General features: G+C 60.8%; 15 protein-coding genes. 7 read left to right on the forward strand and 8 right to left on the reverse strand.

The features are described from left to right. The first annotated feature begins 407 nt into the window (after positions 1–407). Positions 408–2543, forward strand: a complete 2136-nt coding sequence (locus IE111_RS14385; protein ID WP_189609952.1) for a M4 family metallopeptidase — start codon at positions 408–410, stop codon at positions 2541–2543. 150 nt (positions 2544–2693) lie between these two features. On the opposite strand, the gene ppsR is transcribed toward IE111_RS14385, so the two are convergent. Next, positions 2694–3524 (reverse strand): posphoenolpyruvate synthetase regulatory kinase/phosphorylase PpsR, encoded by an 831-nt coding sequence (gene ppsR / locus IE111_RS14390; protein WP_189609953.1) that lies wholly within the window; start codon positions 3522–3524, stop codon positions 2694–2696. A gap of 227 nt (positions 3525–3751) precedes the next feature. On the opposite strand from ppsR, the gene ppsA reads away from it, so the two are divergent. Continuing rightward, the gene (gene ppsA / locus IE111_RS14395) at positions 3752–6124 is read left to right on the forward strand and encodes a phosphoenolpyruvate synthase (protein ID WP_189609955.1); all 2373 of its coding nucleotides are present in this window, start codon (positions 3752–3754) and stop codon (positions 6122–6124) included. A 12-nt stretch (positions 6125–6136) separates the two neighbouring features. Here the strand turns inward: ppsA and IE111_RS14400 are convergent, their stop codons facing one another. The 3 genes from IE111_RS14400 to IE111_RS14410 all read right to left on the reverse strand — a co-directional run bounded on the left by IE111_RS14400 (position 6137) and on the right by IE111_RS14410 (position 9047). Beyond that, on the reverse strand, positions 6137–6697 hold the full coding sequence (locus tag IE111_RS14400; RefSeq protein ID WP_189609957.1) for a NapC/NirT family cytochrome c: 561 nt from the start codon (positions 6695–6697) through the stop codon (positions 6137–6139). Positions 6698–6708: 11 nt separating this feature from the next. Then, entirely contained in the window at positions 6709–7893 is a 1185-nt protein-coding gene (locus tag IE111_RS14405) for a hypothetical protein (protein ID WP_189609959.1), read from the reverse strand. Positions 7894–8000: 107 nt separating this feature from the next. Next, positions 8001–9047 (reverse strand): endonuclease/exonuclease/phosphatase family protein, encoded by a 1047-nt coding sequence (locus tag IE111_RS14410; RefSeq protein ID WP_229805370.1) that lies wholly within the window; start codon positions 9045–9047, stop codon positions 8001–8003. A 265-nt stretch (positions 9048–9312) separates the two neighbouring features. Here IE111_RS14410 and IE111_RS14415 point away from each other — a divergent pair, with 265 nt between their 5' ends. Beyond that, complete coding sequence (locus IE111_RS14415; protein WP_229805371.1) at positions 9313–10746, forward strand: MBL fold metallo-hydrolase RNA specificity domain-containing protein; 1434 nt, start codon at positions 9313–9315, stop codon at positions 10744–10746. 11 nt (positions 10747–10757) lie between these two features. On the opposite strand, the gene IE111_RS14420 is transcribed toward IE111_RS14415, so the two are convergent. Next, on the reverse strand, positions 10758–11993 hold the full coding sequence (locus IE111_RS14420; protein ID WP_189609961.1) for an MFS transporter: 1236 nt from the start codon (positions 11991–11993) through the stop codon (positions 10758–10760). Between the two features lie 92 nt (positions 11994–12085). Between IE111_RS14420 and IE111_RS14425 the strand changes: the two genes are divergently transcribed. Further along, positions 12086–13024, forward strand: a complete 939-nt coding sequence (locus tag IE111_RS14425) for a LysR family transcriptional regulator (RefSeq protein WP_189609963.1) — start codon at positions 12086–12088, stop codon at positions 13022–13024. A 10-nt stretch (positions 13025–13034) separates the two neighbouring features. Here IE111_RS14425 and IE111_RS14430 read toward each other — a convergent pair whose 3' ends face one another. Continuing rightward, the gene (locus IE111_RS14430; RefSeq protein ID WP_189609965.1) at positions 13035–14249 is read right to left on the reverse strand and encodes an ammonium transporter; all 1215 of its coding nucleotides are present in this window, start codon (positions 14247–14249) and stop codon (positions 13035–13037) included. 265 nt (positions 14250–14514) lie between these two features. Further along, positions 14515–14823 (reverse strand): isoamylase early set domain-containing protein, encoded by a 309-nt coding sequence (locus IE111_RS14435; RefSeq protein ID WP_189609967.1) that lies wholly within the window; start codon positions 14821–14823, stop codon positions 14515–14517. 387 nt (positions 14824–15210) lie between these two features. Between IE111_RS14435 and IE111_RS14440 the strand changes: the two genes are divergently transcribed. From IE111_RS14440 to IE111_RS14450, 3 genes are all read left to right on the forward strand, one after another. Continuing rightward, on the forward strand, positions 15211–16467 hold the full coding sequence (locus IE111_RS14440; RefSeq protein ID WP_189609969.1) for a hypothetical protein: 1257 nt from the start codon (positions 15211–15213) through the stop codon (positions 16465–16467). Beyond that, positions 16451–17866, forward strand: a complete 1416-nt coding sequence (locus IE111_RS14445) for a GTPase/DUF3482 domain-containing protein (RefSeq protein WP_189609972.1) — start codon at positions 16451–16453, stop codon at positions 17864–17866. The genes IE111_RS14440 and IE111_RS14445 overlap by 17 nt, the downstream gene beginning before the upstream one ends. Before the next feature lie 67 nt (positions 17867–17933). After that, entirely contained in the window at positions 17934–18947 is a 1014-nt protein-coding gene (locus IE111_RS14450) for an alpha/beta hydrolase (protein ID WP_189609975.1), read from the forward strand. Positions 18948–19001: 54 nt separating this feature from the next. Here the strand turns inward: IE111_RS14450 and IE111_RS14455 are convergent, their stop codons facing one another. Beyond that, on the reverse strand, positions 19002–19442 hold the full coding sequence (locus IE111_RS14455) for a hypothetical protein (RefSeq protein ID WP_189609977.1): 441 nt from the start codon (positions 19440–19442) through the stop codon (positions 19002–19004). Between the last annotated feature and the right edge of the window lie 164 nt (positions 19443–19606).

Raw genomic sequence — 19606 nt, forward strand, 5'->3', positions numbered from 1 at the left:
TAGCAGATTGAATACCAACCTTGCCAATAATCGCAATAAAACATTCCGCAATGTGAAATGGTTAACATTGTTTGAAAAAAATTGACCTTTTGCTGACCAATCCACTGTCACGACTGAAAAATTGTTGCATCCTGAAATTCGTTCGGTGACCCCGAACCGGGCTTGTTCAAAAGCCCAATTGGTTTGAGAAAGAGAGCGGCATCGCCTACCGCGGGCATTCCCCGCCGCTCTGGTCGTCTTCTGCAGTCTTGCCAACACAATGCTGGCCGTGGGTCGGGGCAGTGCTTTGCATCAGCACATCAAGGAAGGGTGAGCTGGTGAAAGCATTGCCGTGGGGTGACCCTCCCAACCGATCCGCGTCCGGAGTCAAAACCCATAAAAAAAAGATCAAAAGGATTACAAGAACCATGAAAAAACTCCCAACGAGGATGACTCTCTCACTCGCCGTGGCCCTTGCGGCCGGCGCCCAGGCGGCAGACCGCGTTCCGGCGACCCCGGATCTGTTTTCCGCCCAGGGCATTGCCGCAAGCGCGGATGTCTCACTGAACGAGGTCCGTTCCCGGACCCTGGCCAACGGCAAAACCATTACCCGCTACCAGCAAGCCCATCAGGGCGTACCCGTCTGGGGACAGGTCGTCACCCGGTCCGGCCAGGGCGTGGCCGCGGACGTCAGCGGTGACGTGCTGGAAGGGCTGGCCACCGAAGTGCCTTCCGTGCGTCCGTCCGTCAAGGCGTTCGACGCGGTCAATCGAGCCATGAACCACGTTATGACCCTGCGTAATCAGCAGGGCATTACCAGCGGCGCCACCTCGGTCGCGGCGTTGCAATTGGCGGCGAAGAACCAGAACCAGCAGTTGTTCATTCACATCGACGATCAGGACCAGGCGCGCCTGGCCTACCTGATCAACTGGGTGGAATACGGCGACGAGCCGTCACGCCCCTTCGTCTTTGTCGATGCCCATACCGGCGAGGTGCTGGAACAATGGGAAGGTTTGGCGCATCAGGACGCGACCGGGCCCGGCGGCAACGAGAAGACCGGTCAGTACGAGTACGGTACCGACTACCCGGCGATGCAGGTGGATGAAAACTGCCGCATGGACACGCCGAACGTCGAGACGGTGGACATGCAGAACAACACCAGCGGTGGCAGCGTGTTCTCCTTCACCTGCCCGTACAACGACAACCGCTATACCAACGGTGCTTATTCGCCGCTGAACGACGCGCATTTCTTCGGCAACGTCGTGTTCAACATGTACAGCGACTGGTACAGCACGGCCCCGCTGACGCAGAAACTGCGCATGCGCGTTCACTACGGCAACAACTACGAAAACGCCTTCTGGGACGGCCAGCAGATGACCTTCGGCGATGGCGCCAACCGCTTCTATCCGCTGGTCAGTCTGGATGTGTCGGCGCACGAAGTCAGCCATGGCTTCACCGAGCAGAATTCCGGTCTGGTGTATCGGGATCAGCCGGGCGGCATCAATGAGGCCTTCTCCGACATGGCCGGTGAAGCGGCCGAGTACTACATGAAGGGCAGCAACGACTGGATGGTCGGTGCCGATATTTTCAAAGGAGACGGGTCTTTGCGTTATATGGACGACCCGACCAAGGACGGCAACTCCATCGGCCATGCCTCCGACTACTACAGCGGTATGGACGTGCACTACAGCTCGGGCGTGTTCAATCGGGCCTTCTACCTGATGGCCACCAGCAACGGCTGGGACACCCGCAAGGCGTTTGATCTGTTTGTGCTGGCGAACCAGATGTATTGGGGCACGAACAGTGATTATGTGGATGCAGCCTGTGGCGTGGTCGATGCCACCGGCGACCTGGGCTACGACCTGAGCGTCGTGACCTCGGCCTTCGACACGGTCGGTGTCTCCACTTCCGGCTGTACCGGTGGCGGCGACCCGGGTGGCAGCGAACTGGAGAACGGCGTTCCGGTCACCGATCTGAGCGGTTCCCAGGGCAGTGAAACCCGCTTCACTCTGGACGTGCCCAGCGGCGCCAGCGATCTGCTGTTCGAAATGTCCGGTGGCAGCGGCGATGCCGATCTGTATGTGAGCTTCGGTAGTGAACCGACCACCAGCAGCTATGACTGCCGTCCGTGGAAAAACGGCAACAGCGAAAGCTGCTCGTTCGCGAGCCCGTCCACAGGGACCTACCACGTGATGATCCGTGGCTACTCGTCCTATTCCGGCGTGAGCCTGACGGGTTCTTTCACCGACGGTGGCACCGGCGGCCCGGATTCCGGTTCGGAGTCCAATCTGTCCGCGAGCCAGGGCCAGTGGCTGTACTTCCCGATCGACGTGCCGGCCGGCATGAGTTCACTGGATGTGGACATCAGCGGCGGTAGCGGCGACGCGGACCTGTACGTGCGTCGCGGCTCCCAGCCGACCACCAGCAGCTATGACTGCCGTCCGTACAAGTGGGGCAACGCTGAGGAATGCAGCTTCAGCAATCCGGCCGCGGATACCTGGGTTGTCGGCATTCGCGCCTATGAGTCCTTCTCCGGTGTGACCATGAACTGGTCCTACCAGTGATGTGATGCTCTGATGTGACAGAGGCAAACTGACAGGGGGCTTCGGCCCCCTTTTTTAATGGACCCCCTCCCTGACCCTCCCCCAAGGGGAGAGGGAATAAAAATCAGTCCCCTCCCCCTCTGGGGGAGGGTTAGGGAGGGGGAGAATCTTTCACGCACTCCGAATCCGGTCCCGCAATCCTTTCTCGACAATAATCCGCGTCGAAATCTCCTCGATCGATAGTCGCGTCGTGTCGATGTACGGAATCCCGAACCGTTTGAACATGGCCTCGGCCATCCGCACCTCGTCCTCGCACTGGCGCAGCGACGCGTAATCGCTGTTCGATTTGCGGCCGTCGCGAATCTGGTTCAGTCGCTTGGGGTCAATGGTCAGGCCGAAGAGCTTGCTACGATAGGTCTCCAATATCTTGGGCAGGCGAGGGTGTTCGAAATCCTCGTCGGTCAGCGGGTAGTTGGCGGCGTAGACATTGGCCTGCAACGCCAGAAAGATACTGGTCGGGGTTTTGCCGCTGCGGGACACACCGACCAGAATGATGTCGGCCTGATCGTAGTGATGGATATGGCGACCGTCGTCGTTGTCCAGCGCGAACTGCATGGCGTCGATCCGGCGCTGGTAGGGGCCCTGGTCGGCGGAGACCTCGGGGCGACCGATCCGGATATTGGACGGCTGGCCCAGCAGATGTTCGAGCGGCGACAGAAAGGTGGTGATAATGTCCACCAGGTGGGCATCGCAATCATGAATGATGGCGCGAACCTTGGGGTCGATGATGGTCTCGACCACGATGGGCGTCAGGCCGCTTTCGCGACCGGCCTTGGCGATGCGGTCGACGGCGTTGCGGGCCTTTTGTTCGGTATCGACGAAGGACAGGATGGTTTCGTCGAAACTCAGGCCATCGAAGTGGGACAACAGGCTGTGGCCGACGGTCTCGGCCGTGATGCCCGTGCTGTCGGAAATGAAGTACACCGGTCTGGGATTTGCCATGGGAACTCCTGCTTGAATCGAATAACGCGCTGGCAGCCGACTCATCCTAAGTCCGACAGGCTGCTAGGCTACAGAGTATAGGGTCACATAATTTGATCCCGCGCAAACATTGAAGGGGAAAATGTCGATCATTCATTGGATGAATGCACAATCGGCGTAATATGAGGTTTAATACAACCGCCTATCAACAACACTCACCACGGCCAAGAAAAATACTGGAGACAGCCATGGATTTCGTCGTCGATTTCAAAGAACTCGGTATAAAGGACGTCCCGCATGTGGGCGGCAAGAATGCCTCCCTGGGCGAGATGATCAGCAACCTGGCATCGGCCGGGGTCAGTGTCCCCGGCGGTTTCGCCACCACCGCGGAGGCCTATCGGGAGTTCCTGCGTTTCGAAGGCCTGAAGGACCGCATTGACGAGACGCTGAACTCACTCGACGTCGATGATGTCGAATCCCTGGCCCGCGCCGGCAGTCAGATCCGATCCTGGGTACTGGCCGCGCCCTTCCCGGACAAACTTGAGGCGGAAATCCGCCAAGCCTACCAGGAACTGACCCACGGTAACCCGGATTTGACGCTGGCCGTTCGTTCTTCGGCCACGGCCGAAGACCTGCCCGACGCCTCTTTCGCCGGCCAGCAGGAAACTTTCTTGAACATCCACGGCATCGACGCCGTCCTGCACGCGGTCAAGGAAGTCTTTGCCTCCCTGTTCAACGACCGGGCCATCGCCTACCGGGTGCACAAGGGGTTCGACCACGGCCAGGTGGCGCTGTCGGCCGGTATCCAGCGCATGGTGCGCAGCGACGTCGGCGCCTCCGGCGTGATGTTCACCATCGACACCGAATCCGGCTTCGAGGACGTGGTGTTCATCACCTCGGCCTACGGACTGGGGGAAACCGTGGTGCAGGGCGCGGTCAACCCGGATGAATTCTACATTCACAAACCGGCGCTGGAACGGGGCAAGAATCCGATCCTGCGTCGTACACTCGGCAGCAAACTGATCAAAATGATCTACGGCGACGCCGCCCAGGCCGGCAAGTCGGTCAAGACGGTCGAGGTGCCGGAGCAGGAACGTCAGCGATTCTCGCTGACCGATGCCGAAGTCACCGAACTGGCCAAGCAGGCCGTCATCATCGAAAAACACTACGACCGTCCGATGGACATCGAATGGGCCCGCGATGGCAACGATGGCAAGCTGTACATCGTCCAGGCCCGGCCGGAGACAGTGAAGAGCAACCACGGCAACGTCATCGAGCGCTATGCACTGAAAGAGCGTGGCAAGCGGCTGGTCGAAGGGCGCGCCATCGGTCAGCGCATCGGCAAGGGGCCGGTCAAGGTCATCCAGGACTTGACCCAGATGCACCAGGTGCACGCCGGCGACGTTCTGGTCACCGACATGACCGACCCGGACTGGGAACCGATCATGAAGCGCGCCTCGGCCATCGTCACCAACCGTGGCGGGCGCACCTGTCACGCGGCCATCATCGCCCGTGAACTGGGCATTCCGGCGGTCGTCGGCTGTGGCAACGCCACCGAAGCGCTGGCCAAGGAAACCGAGGTCACGGTGTCCTGCGCCGAAGGCGACACCGGTCGGGTCTACCGGGGCCAGTTGGACTTCGAAGTCGACAAGAGCGACCTCAGCGCCATGCCCGAGCTGCCGTTCAAGATCATGATGAACGTCGGCAACCCGGACCGGGCGTTCGACTTCCGGGGTCTGCCCAACGCCGGTGTCGGCCTGGCGCGTCTGGAGTTCATCATCAACCGCATGATCGGCGTGCACCCCAAGGCGCTGCTGAACTACGACGAAGTGCCGGTCGAGGTGCGGGAAAGCATCGATCACCGCATGGCCGGGTACGACGACCCGGTCGCTTTCTACATCGAAAAGATCGCCGAAGGCGTCTCCTGCATCGCCGCCGCCTTCTACCCGAAACCGGTGATCGTGCGCCTGTCGGACTTCAAGTCCAACGAATACGCCCACCTCGTCGGCGGCAGCCAGTACGAGCCCCAGGAAGAAAACCCCATGCTCGGCTTCCGCGGCGCCTCGCGCTATGTGTCGGACGCCTTCCGCGACTGCTTCGATCTGGAATGCCAGGCGATGAAGAAGGTGCGTGGCGAGCGGGGTCTGGACAACGTTCAGTTGATGGTGCCGTTTGTCCGCACCGTGGAAGAGGCCAGCCAGGTTGTCGATATCCTGGCCGAGAACGGCCTGCGCCGGGGCGAAGACGGCCTCAAGCTGATCATGATGTGCGAATTGCCGACCAACGCCCTGTTGGCCGACGAGTTCCTGGAACACTTCGACGGCTTCTCGATCGGCTCCAACGACCTGACCCAGTTGACACTGGGCCTCGACCGGGACTCCGGGCTCATCGCGCATCTGTTCGACGAGCGCAATGCCGCCGTCAAGAAGCTGCTCAGTATGGCGATTCAGGCCTGTCGCAAGCAGGGCAAGTACATCGGCATCTGCGGGCAGGGTCCGTCCGACCACCCGGACCTGGCCGAATGGCTGATGAAGGAAGGCATCGATTCCGTCTCCCTGAACCCGGATTCCGTGCTGAACACCTGGCTGTACCTGGCCGAGCATCAGGCCACGAAAGCCTGATATCGACCCGTGTCACCGGGGCAGGCGGTGCGCCACGCCCCGGTGGCAATCGATGCAGGTCATCCCCTTTTCCTGCCAGAAGGTCGGGTTATGGCTGTTTTGAGCCCGAACCGATTGCAGTGCCGGCTCCCAACGTGTCGGATCGTGACAGGTACGACACGCCCGGGAGTCGTTCGACGCCATGTCGCGCCAGATGGCTTCGGCCATCTCTCCCCGGTGTGACTCGAAATTCTCCAGATTGATGGTCCCGACCAGCTGATGATACACATCGGCCGTGGCCTTCGCCTTGGTGATCAGCTTCGGCACGAACTCGTGGGGGATATGGCAATCGGCGCAGGTCGCGGCGACGCCATGCTCGTTGGAAAAATGGGCCGAGGCCTGATATTCCTCAACCACGGTATCCGTGCCGATGTGGCAGCCGTAGCAGAACTCATTGGTGCTGGTGGCGTGCATCACGCCGTTGAAACCGGCCCAGGCCACCATCCCCATCAGCAGCGCCAACCAGCCACCCAGGGGGATCAGCAACCACCGCCATCGGGGTGGCCAGCGCCACAGCGACTTCCAGAAACCCATAAACCGACTCCTCAACGTGGCCGTGTCGAACGATCGAAAGCGGGATCAAGCGCTGTGATCGTGTCCTGCAGTACCTGAACGGTATAGGGCATGTTGTGGATGCCGAGACTACGATCTTCACTGAAGAACTTGTAATTGAACAGCGCCGCCATTTCCGCTTCCGAACGCATCAGATCGTCCGGCGCCCGGCCGTTGAAGTCTCCGGATGCGGTGTAGATCGGTGCCGGACCTTGCTGCAGCAGACCGGTCCCGCCCGGATTAACCAGTCGGTCGAGCAGGCCCTGAACCTCGGCCTGAGCGATTTCCTCCGACCCGTCGGCATCCCAGTCCGCGCCGGCCGGCGTGTCGAACAGTCGGCTGCCATCAACGGCTTCGATGCCTTCATGACAACCCTGACAGGCCGCCGCATTGACCGTGACGTCCTCGCCTTCGATGTGAGCGATATTGAAACTGTGACCGCCCACCGAGGCGCTTAAACTGTAGCGCCCCTCCGGCAGCGGCATGTGGCAACCGACACAGGCCCCTTCCACATCGAATCGGTGTTGCGAGCTGCCGTAGGTTTGGTTCTCGAATTCAAAAGCCCCGGTCCCGGCGACCAGGTCGGCCTGGGGGCCGTGGTGGGGACCGAAATAGCTGCGCACCTGATTCGCCGGAGTGGCCTTGACCGCATCCGCGGCGGCCGTGCGCGCCTGGTGGCAGTTGGCGCAGAGATTACCAGCACCCATATCGAACTCGCGACCGCTGACCAGAGTCACAGCCTCGGTCGTACGCAGGCTGAAATCGCCGCGTTCATGGGGCTCATGGCAGGTGAAACAATTCGGCTGGGAGGGCCATTCGATGAAACCATCCCGATCCACCTCGCCGCTGGCCAGGGTTTGTACAAACCCCTCGTGCGTGTGGCAACTCTGACACCCCCCGCCATTGGCGTAAAAAGCGTGGGGCTCTTCCAGATCGAAGCCGAGGTGGTGGCCGGATTCCAGATATTGCGTACGTGCGCCCTGCAAGGGGTAATCCGCCGTTTCACCGTGGCAGGTCGCGCACTCGGAAGGAAAGGACCCATCAACCGAGGCGAGACCGGTCGAAGCCTGCTGATCATCCGGCTCCGCCAATGGCAACCAGCGCCCGGCCGTCAGAGAGGCGAGTGCGATTACAGTCAAAATGGCGATGAGTATCGCGATCGGAGTATGTCTGGACATGGTCTCTCCCTGAAAGGATTGTTATTGGTTTTATAGGCAACCAGTGTGTCAACGCGAGGCATCGACAACTTGATCCATATCAGAGAATAGACGCTTTTATGACAGAGTCAGATCCGGTCGCAGTCCAGCCAGACCGCGCGATGATCCGACGCCCGCGCCACCACCTCCGCGAAGGGGTCTTCCGGAACTGGCCAGAAAACACCGGTATCGCCAACCCGCCAATGTCGGGACGGCAGCAGATAATCGCTGCGCATGCCCCAATCGGCCGTATGCTGATCGGCATCGGCGACATCCGGTCTCACCCCGACGGCTCCCGGACTGATCGGTCGAACGGCTTGAACCCGGGCATGACCCAACAATGCCTGAATCGCCCCCGGGCGACTGTCCCCGGCAATCGGCGAGGCATTCAGATCGCCGGCCACGACAAAAGCCGCGTCCGGAGACAGGCCACCGCGACGGCCGGCATCATCCACCGGGTACTCCGCGCCACCAATATAATCCACCCAGAACCGAATCTCATCGCCATTGCGACACACATTCCGCCGCTCCGGCCCATCGAACGCCGGCGGCGTCGGATGACTCACCAACAAATGAAACGGCCGGTCCTCCCCGCGCAACACCAGATCCCAATGCGACTTGCTCGACACCGGCAATACCGCCAGATCATCCGCATCGTAAAACGCCGACCCATCCGGCCAGCGCGGCAGATCCGCCCCCGGCATGTCCCGCCACAAAAACTGCCGGAACGTCCGACACGCCTCCACATCGATCGGCACCCGGGACAACACCGCCATCCCGTATTGCCCCGGAAAGGCCCCAAACCCCAACGGCGATGACCGCCCAACCGCCAGACTCTCATCCTTCACCAGATCCCGCCCCGACGGCACACCCGTATTCACCGGCGCGGTAAACGCATACGGATACGGCGTCATCACCCGACCCAGCCACACCTCATTCAACAACCGCAACGCCCGGTGCTCATCGTCGTAATCCAGCTCATTCAACACAAGCACATCCGCATCCAGCCGTCGAATCACCTCCACCACCGCCCGCAACTGCGCGCTGCCGACTCCCTCCAGTTCCCTGACCAGAGCCATGGGTTCTTCCCGAAATAAAGCGACATTGAAGGTCACGATTCGCAATGGACGAGTCATAGATCTCCTAACAAACAAAGGTTTTGGATGCGTTGTATGTGTTGGCACGACTGAAAGCGCACGAGGTGGGGGGAATCCCAGCCGGGGATGTCCACAGCATGGATGCTGTGGCCAAGTCTACATGGATGTATTCACGACGACCCCGGATGGGGTTTCCCCCACCTCGGGCGCGGATTAATACCATAGAAGAAAACTGAGCCACACTTAGCCTTACCACCTGACCCAAATCAAGGCACCCAACTCAACATGGACTAACTTACCCCAAATGACCAACGAAAAGGCCCGATCCGAGATGTCCGCCAACCCGACCCTGCAGTTTCTGGGCGCCGCCCAACAAGTCACCGGCTCCTGCCACCTCATCCGCATCAACCGCAAAAACATCCTGCTGGATTGCGGCATGGTCCAGGGCGCCAACCAGGTCCGTGAATGGCACCGGTTCCGCTTCCGGTTCAACCCCGAAAAAATCGACCTGGTCATCCTCTCCCATGCCCACATCGACCACAGCGGCCTGCTGCCCCTGCTCGTCGCCAAAGGCTTTCGCGGCAAAATCCTCTGTACACCGGGCACCCGCGACCTGCTGCCGGTACTGTTGAACGACTCCGTCCTGCTCTACCAGAAAGACCTCGAATGGCAGAACAAACGCCTCAAGCGCCAGGGCAAACCGACCCTGCCCACCGTCATGACCACAAAAGACGTCGACCGGGTCATGAAACAGGTCGAGCGACTGTCCTACGACAAACAGGGCTTCCCGATTCCCGGCATCGAGGTCGTCTTCCGCGACGCCGGCCACATCCTGGGGTCCGCCATCGTCGAACTCTGGCTCAAGCACGGCCAGAGCATGCGTCACCTGGTGTTCTCCGGGGATCTGGGCAACACCGCCACCGTACTGATGCACCGCCCCAGCCAGATCGACCAGGCCGACATCGTATTAATGGAAAGCACCTACGGTAACCGCAACCACCGACCGTTCAGCGACACCTACGAAGAACTGGCCAGCGTGCTCGAACAGGCCCATGGCGACGGCGGCAATGTGTTCATTCCCGCCTTCGCCCTGGGGCGCACCCAGGAACTCCTGTATTGCCTGGGGCAGCTCTACCACCAGGGCCGATTGAAACAAAGCCGGGTGTTTCTGGACAGCCCCATGGCCTCCAGCATCACCGACATCTACAACGACAGCCTGCAGCGGCTCGACAAGAAAGACACCCGGGCGATGGCCGACCGGAACGCCCGTACCCTGCAGGAATTTCTGCCCATCCTGCGGGTCACCGAATCGGTCGAAGAATCGATCGCCATCAATCGAATCAGTCAGGGCGCCATCGTCATCGCCGGCAGCGGCATGTGTAATGGCGGTCGCATCACCCACCATCTGAAACATAACCTCTGGAACAGCCAGAACCACCTGATTTTCGCCGGCTTTCAGGCACGGGGCACCCTGGGACGGCAACTGGTGGACGGGGCCACCCGGGTCAAGCTGTTCGGCCAGACCATCGCCGTCAAGGCGCAGGTTCACACCCTGGGCGGATTTTCGGCCCACGCCGGGCAAACCGAACTGATCGAATGGGCGCGTCACATTGGCGGTCGCCCCCGGTTCTATCTCGTCCACGGCGAGCCCGAGGCACAGGAAGTCCTGCGGCAGGCGCTGGTTGAATACGACATCGACGTCGAGATTCCCGAGCCCCGTCAGAAAGTGGATCTGTAACGCCGTATCGGTCAGGACGCTTCGGCACGGGCTTCCACTCGGGGCAAACGCCGACCGACACATCCGGTCAGCCCGCGCAGCGCGAGCAGGCCGGCAAGCCCCAACCAGAGTCCGTCGATACCGATCCACTGGACCGCGTAGGACAACCCGTAGGCCATGACCACACCACCCAGCTGCAGACTTAGGCTGAGCACGCTGAACAAGGTCGAGCGAACCTCGCTCGGGACTTCCTCGGCCATCAGCATCTCGAAGGGTGCGTTGATCATCGACAACACCAACATAAACATCAGGTAAGCCGGTGCGTAACCCGCCAAGTGTTCCTGCAGGGCGAGGATCGCCATCAGTGGGCCCAGCATCAGAACGATGCCCAGAATCAACCGATCCGGAGTAATCGGAAAGCGCCGGTTCAGGACGCCGATCACCATGGGGCCCAAAGCAGCCGCCAGGAAATAGCCGGCGGCCAGCCAGCCGAAGACGGCATAGTCGACGCCGGGTGCGATTTGGGTGACCCGTGGCTGCCAGTAGGCTTCGAGCGAAAACAGCACCAGCCCGATGATAACGGCGGTGGCGAAGACGGATTTCAGTCGTGGGTTGCCGAAACCAAAGGTGACCGCGATGCGCAACTGGCTGCGGATCCCGCCGTCACCCGCTTGCGGCTGTTTCGGATCCCCCTCGTGGAACAGCCAGCGCAGCAACAACAGGTGCACGCCGGTGACGGCCGCCTGCGCCCAAAGGTTCCACTCGGTCGGACGCATCTTATCCGCCCGGACGGGCTCCAGCCAATCCGGCAGGTAACCCCCGAGCAGGGCGCCACAGGCAATGGCCAGAGCCGTAGCCACATGGAAGCGGGCGATGGCCGAAGGTATCCGGTCACCCTGGTTTGAGGCGTTTAACCGGTCGACCTGCCAGGCTTCAATGCTGCCGGAGTCGAGCGCCCGGCCGATGCCCAGCAAGGCGATGGCGGCCATTGCGCCCCAAAAGGAATCCATCAGGGCGGCCAGCAGGACACCCGCAAGCACCAGCAGGCGAGATACCCCGTAGACTCGAACCCGGCCATGAATATCCGCCATGGCGCCAAGCGGCAGCTCCAGAACGGCTGTCGTGGCACCGAAGGTGCCGAACAGTAAGCCGATTTGCCAGAGATCGAAGCCTTTTTCCTGGAGAAACAACGTCTGGACGGCGAGAAACAGGCCGATGCCAAAGCCGGCCAGACCGTGGTGCAGCGTGAGTCGGTTTATCAGCGACATGAGGGCGAGTCTCCTTGCGTTGGCGTTGTCGAGACTCTAGGCTGACGTTACTGTAAAATAAATAGAGCGTATATTTATAATGGATAAACCAAGTGTTTAAAATAGACTGGCTGCAGTCGTTCGTCCGCGTCGCCGACACCCGCAGTTTCAGCGAAGCCGCCCGTCGATCCGGCCTGACCGCCATGGCGATCAGCAAGCACATCGCCCGATTGGAATCCGAACTGGGCGAACCCCTGTTCGAACGCAGCACCCGGGTCGTGCGCCTGACCGAGTTCGGCGGTCTCTTTCTGGAACGGGCGGAACATTTGCTGCGTGAACAGGCGGCCCTGGCGGACTGGGTGCACAGCCGTCACGAGGAGCCGAGCGGCGTACTCAAGGTGATGGGCATGGAATCCGCCTTGCTGGCTTTGGTCGTTCCCCATGTCAGCGCGTTTCATGAACGCTACCCACGCATCGAACTGCACATCGACTCGGTCAATGAACTGGTGGACCCGGTGACGCGGCCCTTCGATATCGCCTGGGGCGTCGGGCGGTATCTGGGCGACCTGCATCCCGGCCTGGTGCGGCGCCGACTGATGACGACCGACTACGGTGTCTTCGCCAGCCCCGACTACCTGCAACGATACGGCGTCCCTAATCATCCCGGCGAACTGGTCGATTCCCATCATCGCGTGTTGCCGCAACTGCACGATGAGCCGAACAACTTCCTGATCATCAACGATACGGGCATCACTGGAGGGGATTTCCCCGTTTGCTACCTGGACGCGCCCGTCAAGACCAGCGCGGGGCATCTGGAACTGTGTATTCAGGGGATGGGATTGATGAATGCGTCTTCGGATCTGCCCGACGTCCGGCGGGCGGTGGCGGCGGGTCGGATTGTGCCGGTCCTGGAGGAGTACTGGTTCAGATCGATGGATATTTACATCTATACCCACCAGGTGCGCCAGCGACAGCCGAAGGTGGATGCCTTCCTGGCGTTCTTTCAGGAGCGGATAGGAGTGTTGGGCCAGCCGGCGGTGGAGCCTGACTGACCCATAGGGATCAGTCGTCGTCGGAGGTCGAACCGATCTTGTGAATGCTGAGGTCGGCGCCGTTGAATTCCTCTTCTTCCTCGAGCCGCAGACGGGCGATCTTCCCGACCAGTCCATAGACCAGGAAACCGCCGATAACGGCGACCAGGACACCGGTCAGTGAGCCAACCAACTGGGCCATGAAGCTGACCCCGCCCAGACCACCCAGGGCCTGGCTGCCGAAGATGCCGGCCGCGAGACCACCCCACAAACCGCAAAGACCGTGCAAGGGCCAGACACCGAGCACATCGTCCACCTTCGGCAGGCGATTCTGCGCCCAGGTGAAGATCACCACGAAGAGACCGCCGGCCACGCCACCGGTCACTAGGGCGCCGATGGGGTGCATGATGTCCGAGCCGGCGCAGACGGCGACCAGGCCGGCCAGTGGGCCGTTATGAATGAAGCCCGGGTCGTTGCGACCGGCCAGCATGGCGACGATGATGCCGCCGACCATGGCCATCAGGCTGTTGACGGCGACCAGGCCGGAAATGCCGTCCAGTGTCTGGGCGGACATGACGTTGAAGCCGAACCAGCCGACGGTGAGGATCCAGGCGCCGAGGGCCAGGAAGGGAATGTTGGACGGCGCGAAGGCGACCAGCTTGCCACTTCGGAAACGCCCCATCCGGGTGCCCAGCAGGTAGACGGCGGCGAAGGCGATCCAGCCACCGACCGCATGCACGACGATGGAACCGGCGAAATCGTGGAATGCGGCGCCGAACTGACGTTCGAGCCAATCCTGGAAGCCGAAATTGCCGTTCCAGACCAGCCCCTCGAAGAACGGATAGACCAGCGCGACGATCAGGAAGGAACCGGCCAGGAACGGATAGAACCGGGCCCGCTCGGCGATGCCGCCGGAGACAATGGCTGGAATGGCGGCGGCGAAGGTCAACAGGAAGAAGAACTTGACCAGGTCGTAGCCGTTGCGTTCGGTCAGGTATTCGGCACCGGTGAAAAAGGTCTGGCCGTAGGCGACCCAGTAGCCGATGAAGAAATAGGCGAGGGTGGATGCGCCGAAATCGGTCATGATCTTGACCAGGGCGTTGACCTGGTTCTTGTGGCGTACGGTGCCCACTTCCAGGAATGCGAAGCCGGCGTGCATGAACAGCACCATGATGGCGCCCAGCAGAATGAAAAAGGTGTTCGAGCCGTTGATCAGGGTTTCAACGGCACTGCTCAGATTTTCCAATGCGGGTCTCCTTGCGGATGTGTCGTATCGGGCATTCGGATCATTTGTTGTTATGCACCGCGGTGGTGCTTGTGGACGCGCTGATCCGAGGTTCGGGGGAGGTAATAGCGAGATCTGTGCCGATTCAGTGCGATTCGGCGGAAGGGCTTATGGTTGAGGCGCAAAAAGGGTGCAAACCCTTGGGTGGCGTCCGGATTGGAGCATCAAGGGCTGAGTTTTTGGTGTAAAACGGTGCAAGCCGGGGTTTGGCTGCACCGATTTTGGGCTAGAGCCGTACGACGGAGTTCTCTACCGCGAGTTCGGGCACCTGGACATAGTCGTCCGCTTCCCAGTCGTTTTCCCAGACCCGGCCGTCGATGAGGTAGCGGTACTGGTATTGCTGGCCGGCTTCGAGGTCCATTTCGAGTTTGAAGTCGCCGGTTTTGAGGCGCTTCATGGGGGTTTTCTCACGCGACCAGTCGTTGAAGTCGCCGACCAGGGTGACGGTTTCTGCTTTGGGGGCGGCGTCTTTCGGTAACGTGAAGGTGCATTTGCAGATGGGTTTGGATTTCAGATAGCGCTTCTTGATACTCATGGTGGTGCGTCCCTCCTGTGAGCCTGATTGGCTGGATTCAGACTAGCATCATACGGACCAATTTGAAGGAAAAATGAAAGTGGATGCCATGATCTGGGTCAGTGGATTGTAGGAGGTGGGGTCCGCGACCGGTGCCGGGGGTAACTCCCTCGGGGTCGCCGTGAACCCTTCCATGGGGGCTTGACCTCGGCATCCTGCCTCACACATCCCCGATGGAGTTACCCCCGGCACCGGTCGCTCACCTCAGTGGCTCGAAACAAATCGCTCTAGTGCATATGTCAATTCGAAAGTCTGAGGTATTCAGAGTGTGTGCAAGTGTGTCTTTCGACAGAGGACGAGTCGCCACGTCACTGTTAGACTTCGCTGAAACCCGATTCCAGAATCTGAATGAAACCAACCAAACCCGAAACACCGACTCCCGCTACGAATCATCTGTTTGAACTTGGCCTGCGTTGGCTGGATGCCGATGAAACGACGGTGCCCAAGTCCGGTGCGTCCGCTTCCGATTTTCATGAGTTCCTGCACCGGGCTGAGTCGTTGCCGTCACAGCGCCGGTTGCGCTGGGCGCGGTTGTGGCCGTTGCTGGCGATGGTGAACGGGGTCTTGGCGTTCAGTGGGTTGTTGGTGTGGCCGAATGGGAGCGGGGTGCATCTGCTGCTGTTTTTGATGGCGTTCTGGTTTGTACCGGTGGTGATGTGGGTGTGGACCCTGGTGGCGTCGCTCGGGTTGAAGCGTGCGCCGTGGTGGCGGGGTTTGATGACGCCTCATGTCGATGGGGTGGTGGCGGTCTGGTGTGCCCGCCAGGCGTTGTTGGCGCAGTTGGGGTTTGTGTCGGCGGGGCTGGTGTGGATGTGGCTGATGTTGGCGACCCGACAGGTGATTTTTTACTGGAGTACGTCGATCGATGCGGTATCGAGTCGGGTGGATGATCTGTTTCGTGCCTTGAGTCTGGGGGTGTTGGACACGCCGGATGCGCTGGTGGTGGGCGCCGCTCAGGCGGGGGCCATTACCGGGTGGGCGCAGGAGCTGTTGTCCCATTCGTATTTCTGGGCGGCCTGGTTGAGTCAGGTGTTGGTGCTGTGGGTTCTGGTGCCGGTGGTGGTGGCGCTGGTGGTGTTTCATGGGGTATTGCGCCGGCGGATCGGGCAGTGGCCTCGTTGGAATCGGGTTATGGCGGTGCGGTTCGAGTCGACCTCGAAACCGGCGTTGTCGTTCGAGGCGCTGCAGCCGGAGCAGCCGGTGACGGAGCCGTTGACGCATCGGTTTCCGATGGTGGAGGCGCGGCCGACGGAGCCTGGTTTTGTCTGGCAGTTCGGGTTGGATTCGCGACCGGCGGGTTCGGTGCTGCTGGGCGGGGAGCAGTTTCGGGATGATCTGGCGTTGATCGATGAGCAGGCCGATCGTTTGCGGTGCTGGTACATTCCGGGCCATGCGGTCCCGACGGGAGATCTGGCGGACTTGATCGCCCGGCATCGGGAGCGTGGGGGCGATCCGCAGCTCTGCGTGATGGTGGCGGCCGATCAGGACGGCTTCCGGTTGGAGGCCCTGAAGCACAGCTGGAGCGCGTTTCTCGATCGCAATCAATTAACGGTGCCGCTTGAGCTGGTTCGGGAATCGGAGGTGGCGCATGACGGGGCTCGATGATTATCCGGTCTTCGCGGTGGTCGGCCATCCGAATCAGGGTAAGTCGAGCGTGGTCTCGACATTGGTTCAGGACGACCACATCGCCATATCACCGGTCAGCGGAACGACCCGCGAAGCGCATCGTTACCGATTGATGCTGGGCGAGCAGACACTCTATGAACTGGTCGATACCCCTGGTTTCCAGCGGGCCCGCCAGGTGCTGGACTGGTGTGCGTCGCGCAGTCAGGGTGCGGCGGACCGTCCGGCGTTGCTGGCGGACTTCATCGACGCGCATCGCCACGACAGCCGGTTCGCCGACGACTGTGCCTTGCTGCAACCGATATTGGATGGCGCCGGTATTGTTTATGTGGTCGATTCGAGCCGTCCCTACAGCCCGGCGTTCGAGGCGGAGTTGACCTTGCTCTCCTGGACGGCGCGCCCCCGTCTGGCCTTGCTGAACCCGGTCGGTCAGTCGTCTCACGAGGTCGAATGGCAGTCCGCGCTGAATCAGTATTTTTCGCTGGTGCGCACCTTCAATCCCCTGCTTGCCGCCTTCGATCAACATTTGTCGCTGTTGCGGGCCATGGCCGAGATCCATACGCCCTGGCGCGAGAATCTGTTGCGCAGTGTCGAGGCGTTGAACGAGCAGCGACAGCAGCGCCATGAGCAGGCAGCCGATGCATTGGTGGTGTATCTTCAGGCGGTGTTTCGCTATCGGTTGCAGTTGCCGGTGACCGGGGGCACGAAAGAGACGTTGCGTAAAACCGGTCTGACCCAGTACAACCGGGAATTGCAACGTCGCGAGCAATCGCTGCAGCAACAGCTGGCGAAGCTCTACGGACATACCCAGCTTGATTGGGACAGTGAATGGCGCGCACTGCGCACCGAGGACCTGACCGATGCCCATGAATGGCGGGTCTGGGGGTTGTCCCGTCGGCGGTTAGCGTCATTGTCCGGCGCGGCCGGGGCTTTGTCCGGTCTGGCCGTGGATGCGGCCGTCGGTGGCACGTCGCTGCTGCTCGGGGCTGTGGTCGGGGGCACTCTGGGCGGGCTTGCCGGTGGCTTTGCCGGACGCGACGCGCTCAGCTTCCAGCTGATTTCCAAGGTGCCGGGCTATGAACAATGGCAACTCGGTCCGGTGTCCAACCTGGAATTCGCCGTGGCACTGGTCGGGCGAGCCTTGCGCAGTTGGTATCAGTTACGGTTGCGTAACCACGCCCGCCGCGATGCGTTGATGGTGCATACCCCCGATCTGGCGCAGTGGATGGACGGCCTGGACCGCAAGCAGCAAGTCCAATTGCTGTTCTGGTTGCGTAAGTTGATGAAGCGATCCGTGACGCCAGGTGAAGAAAACCAGCTGAAATCCCTGATTTTAGCGTTAGGGGAGCAAATGGATAAGCCAGATGTAAAAAAGATATGATTGCTGGCTATTCTGGTGCTACGATTTAGCCCTATAAACGCTCATTGACGAAAAGGCGGTGTCTTAGGTGCTCTGGTTGGTGTTGGTCGTCCTGGCGGCGGCGTTGGCGATTGGGTTCGGCCCGCGACCCCGGGTCGTATTGCATTGGTTGGCGGAGGAGTTGCCGACCGATCTCGAGCGCCTGCCGGACTGGTTGTCCGGGCGTGAGGCACAGGAGGAGAATATCACCGAAGGTGCCGAAAAACACATCGAATTCGCGAATCCCGACCGGCCCGCCAAAACCCCTTATGCAGTGCTCTACCTTCACGGCTTCTCCGCCACCCGCCAGGAAATCGCCCCGGTCCCCGAACGCGTAGCCAAAGCGCTGGGCGCCAATTACTACGGCGCCCGCCTGACCGGACACGGGCAGGACGGCGACTCACTGGGACGCTCCACGGCCCGGCAGTGGTTGCGCGATACCGCCGAAGCCTGGCAAGTGGCCTGCGAGCTGGGCGAGCAGGTCATTGTCATCAGTTGTTCCACCGGGAGCACCCTGGCCACCTGGCTGGCCGAGCAACCCTCGACCCAGCACCGGTTGGCCGCTCTGGTCCTGTTTTCACCCAACTATCAACCCAAGCACTGGGCGTCGCATTTGTTCGGCTGGCCCTGGTCGCGCCATTGGCTGAAATACCTGGCCGGGGAACACTACGGCTGGGAAGCGGCCGGCGAACTGAACAAGCGCTATTGGACCAACCATTACCCGACCCGTGTGCTGCACGAACTGCAAGCCCTGGTCATAGCCGTGCGCAACAGCCCGGTGGACAAGATCAGGGCGCCTTCGCTGTTCATTTACAGCGATGACGACCAGGTCGTGAACGCGCGCTACACCGACGGTGTCTATCGACGCTGGGGCGCGGATGTGACCGAACGCATCCGGGTCAACGATGTCGACGACTCCAACCACGTTATAACCGGGGATATTGTGGCGCCGCAAAACACCGAAACCAGCGTCCGGCAGATTCTGGAGTTTCTGGAAAGGCAGGGGATAGGACAGCGAACCAGAAAATTGACTGAAGAGGCCCGTGATCCGGCCACGCCATAGAATAGTAGGTTGGATTAGCGCGTGAGCGCGTAATCCAACATCCACACCTTTGAGCTAGAACATCAAACCAACAGTGAAATAACCATTCCCGGGATGAGTACCGCCCTCAACGAAGAGAATGCGGCTGTTGATCTGAATGTTGATGCCGACTTCACCAGCCAGACCGAACGACGGGTCCCGGTCCGAACCCAGGCCGGGGCCCAGGCTTCCGTAAATGTCCAGGCCGGTATCCAGCGGAAACAGCAAGCCAATGGACGCATCGCCACCGAAAGCCACTTCTTCGGTGAAGCCGACCCCCAGTTCCAGTTCACCGTAGGGGTTCAGGCCGTTGTTTTGCAGGGCCGGCACGCGAACCGGGAAGCCGATGGCCCCGATCACGCCAACACCCCCACCGTAGGAAGCCACGCCGAATTCGGCGCCGCCGCGACCGCCGGCGGATGCCGTGCTCACCAGAGCCAGTAAGGCCAGGGCGGTTACCACTATGCGTTTATTCATGAAAGCACTCCTTTTGTGCCGGTGGAAAATCGAAAATAGACGAACGCAGTCAGTCTAGCCAGCTTCGTCGGACAGGTGAAGCCGAATTCAAGCATCGTTAAAATACTCGTCCAAAACGGCGCGACCGTACTTGCAGTGGATCCGGTGCAGCAGTGTATTTTATG

This window comes from Saccharospirillum salsuginis (assembly GCF_014651855.1).
In the GTDB taxonomy this organism is placed as follows: Bacteria; Pseudomonadota; Gammaproteobacteria; order Pseudomonadales; family Natronospirillaceae; genus Saccharospirillum; species Saccharospirillum salsuginis.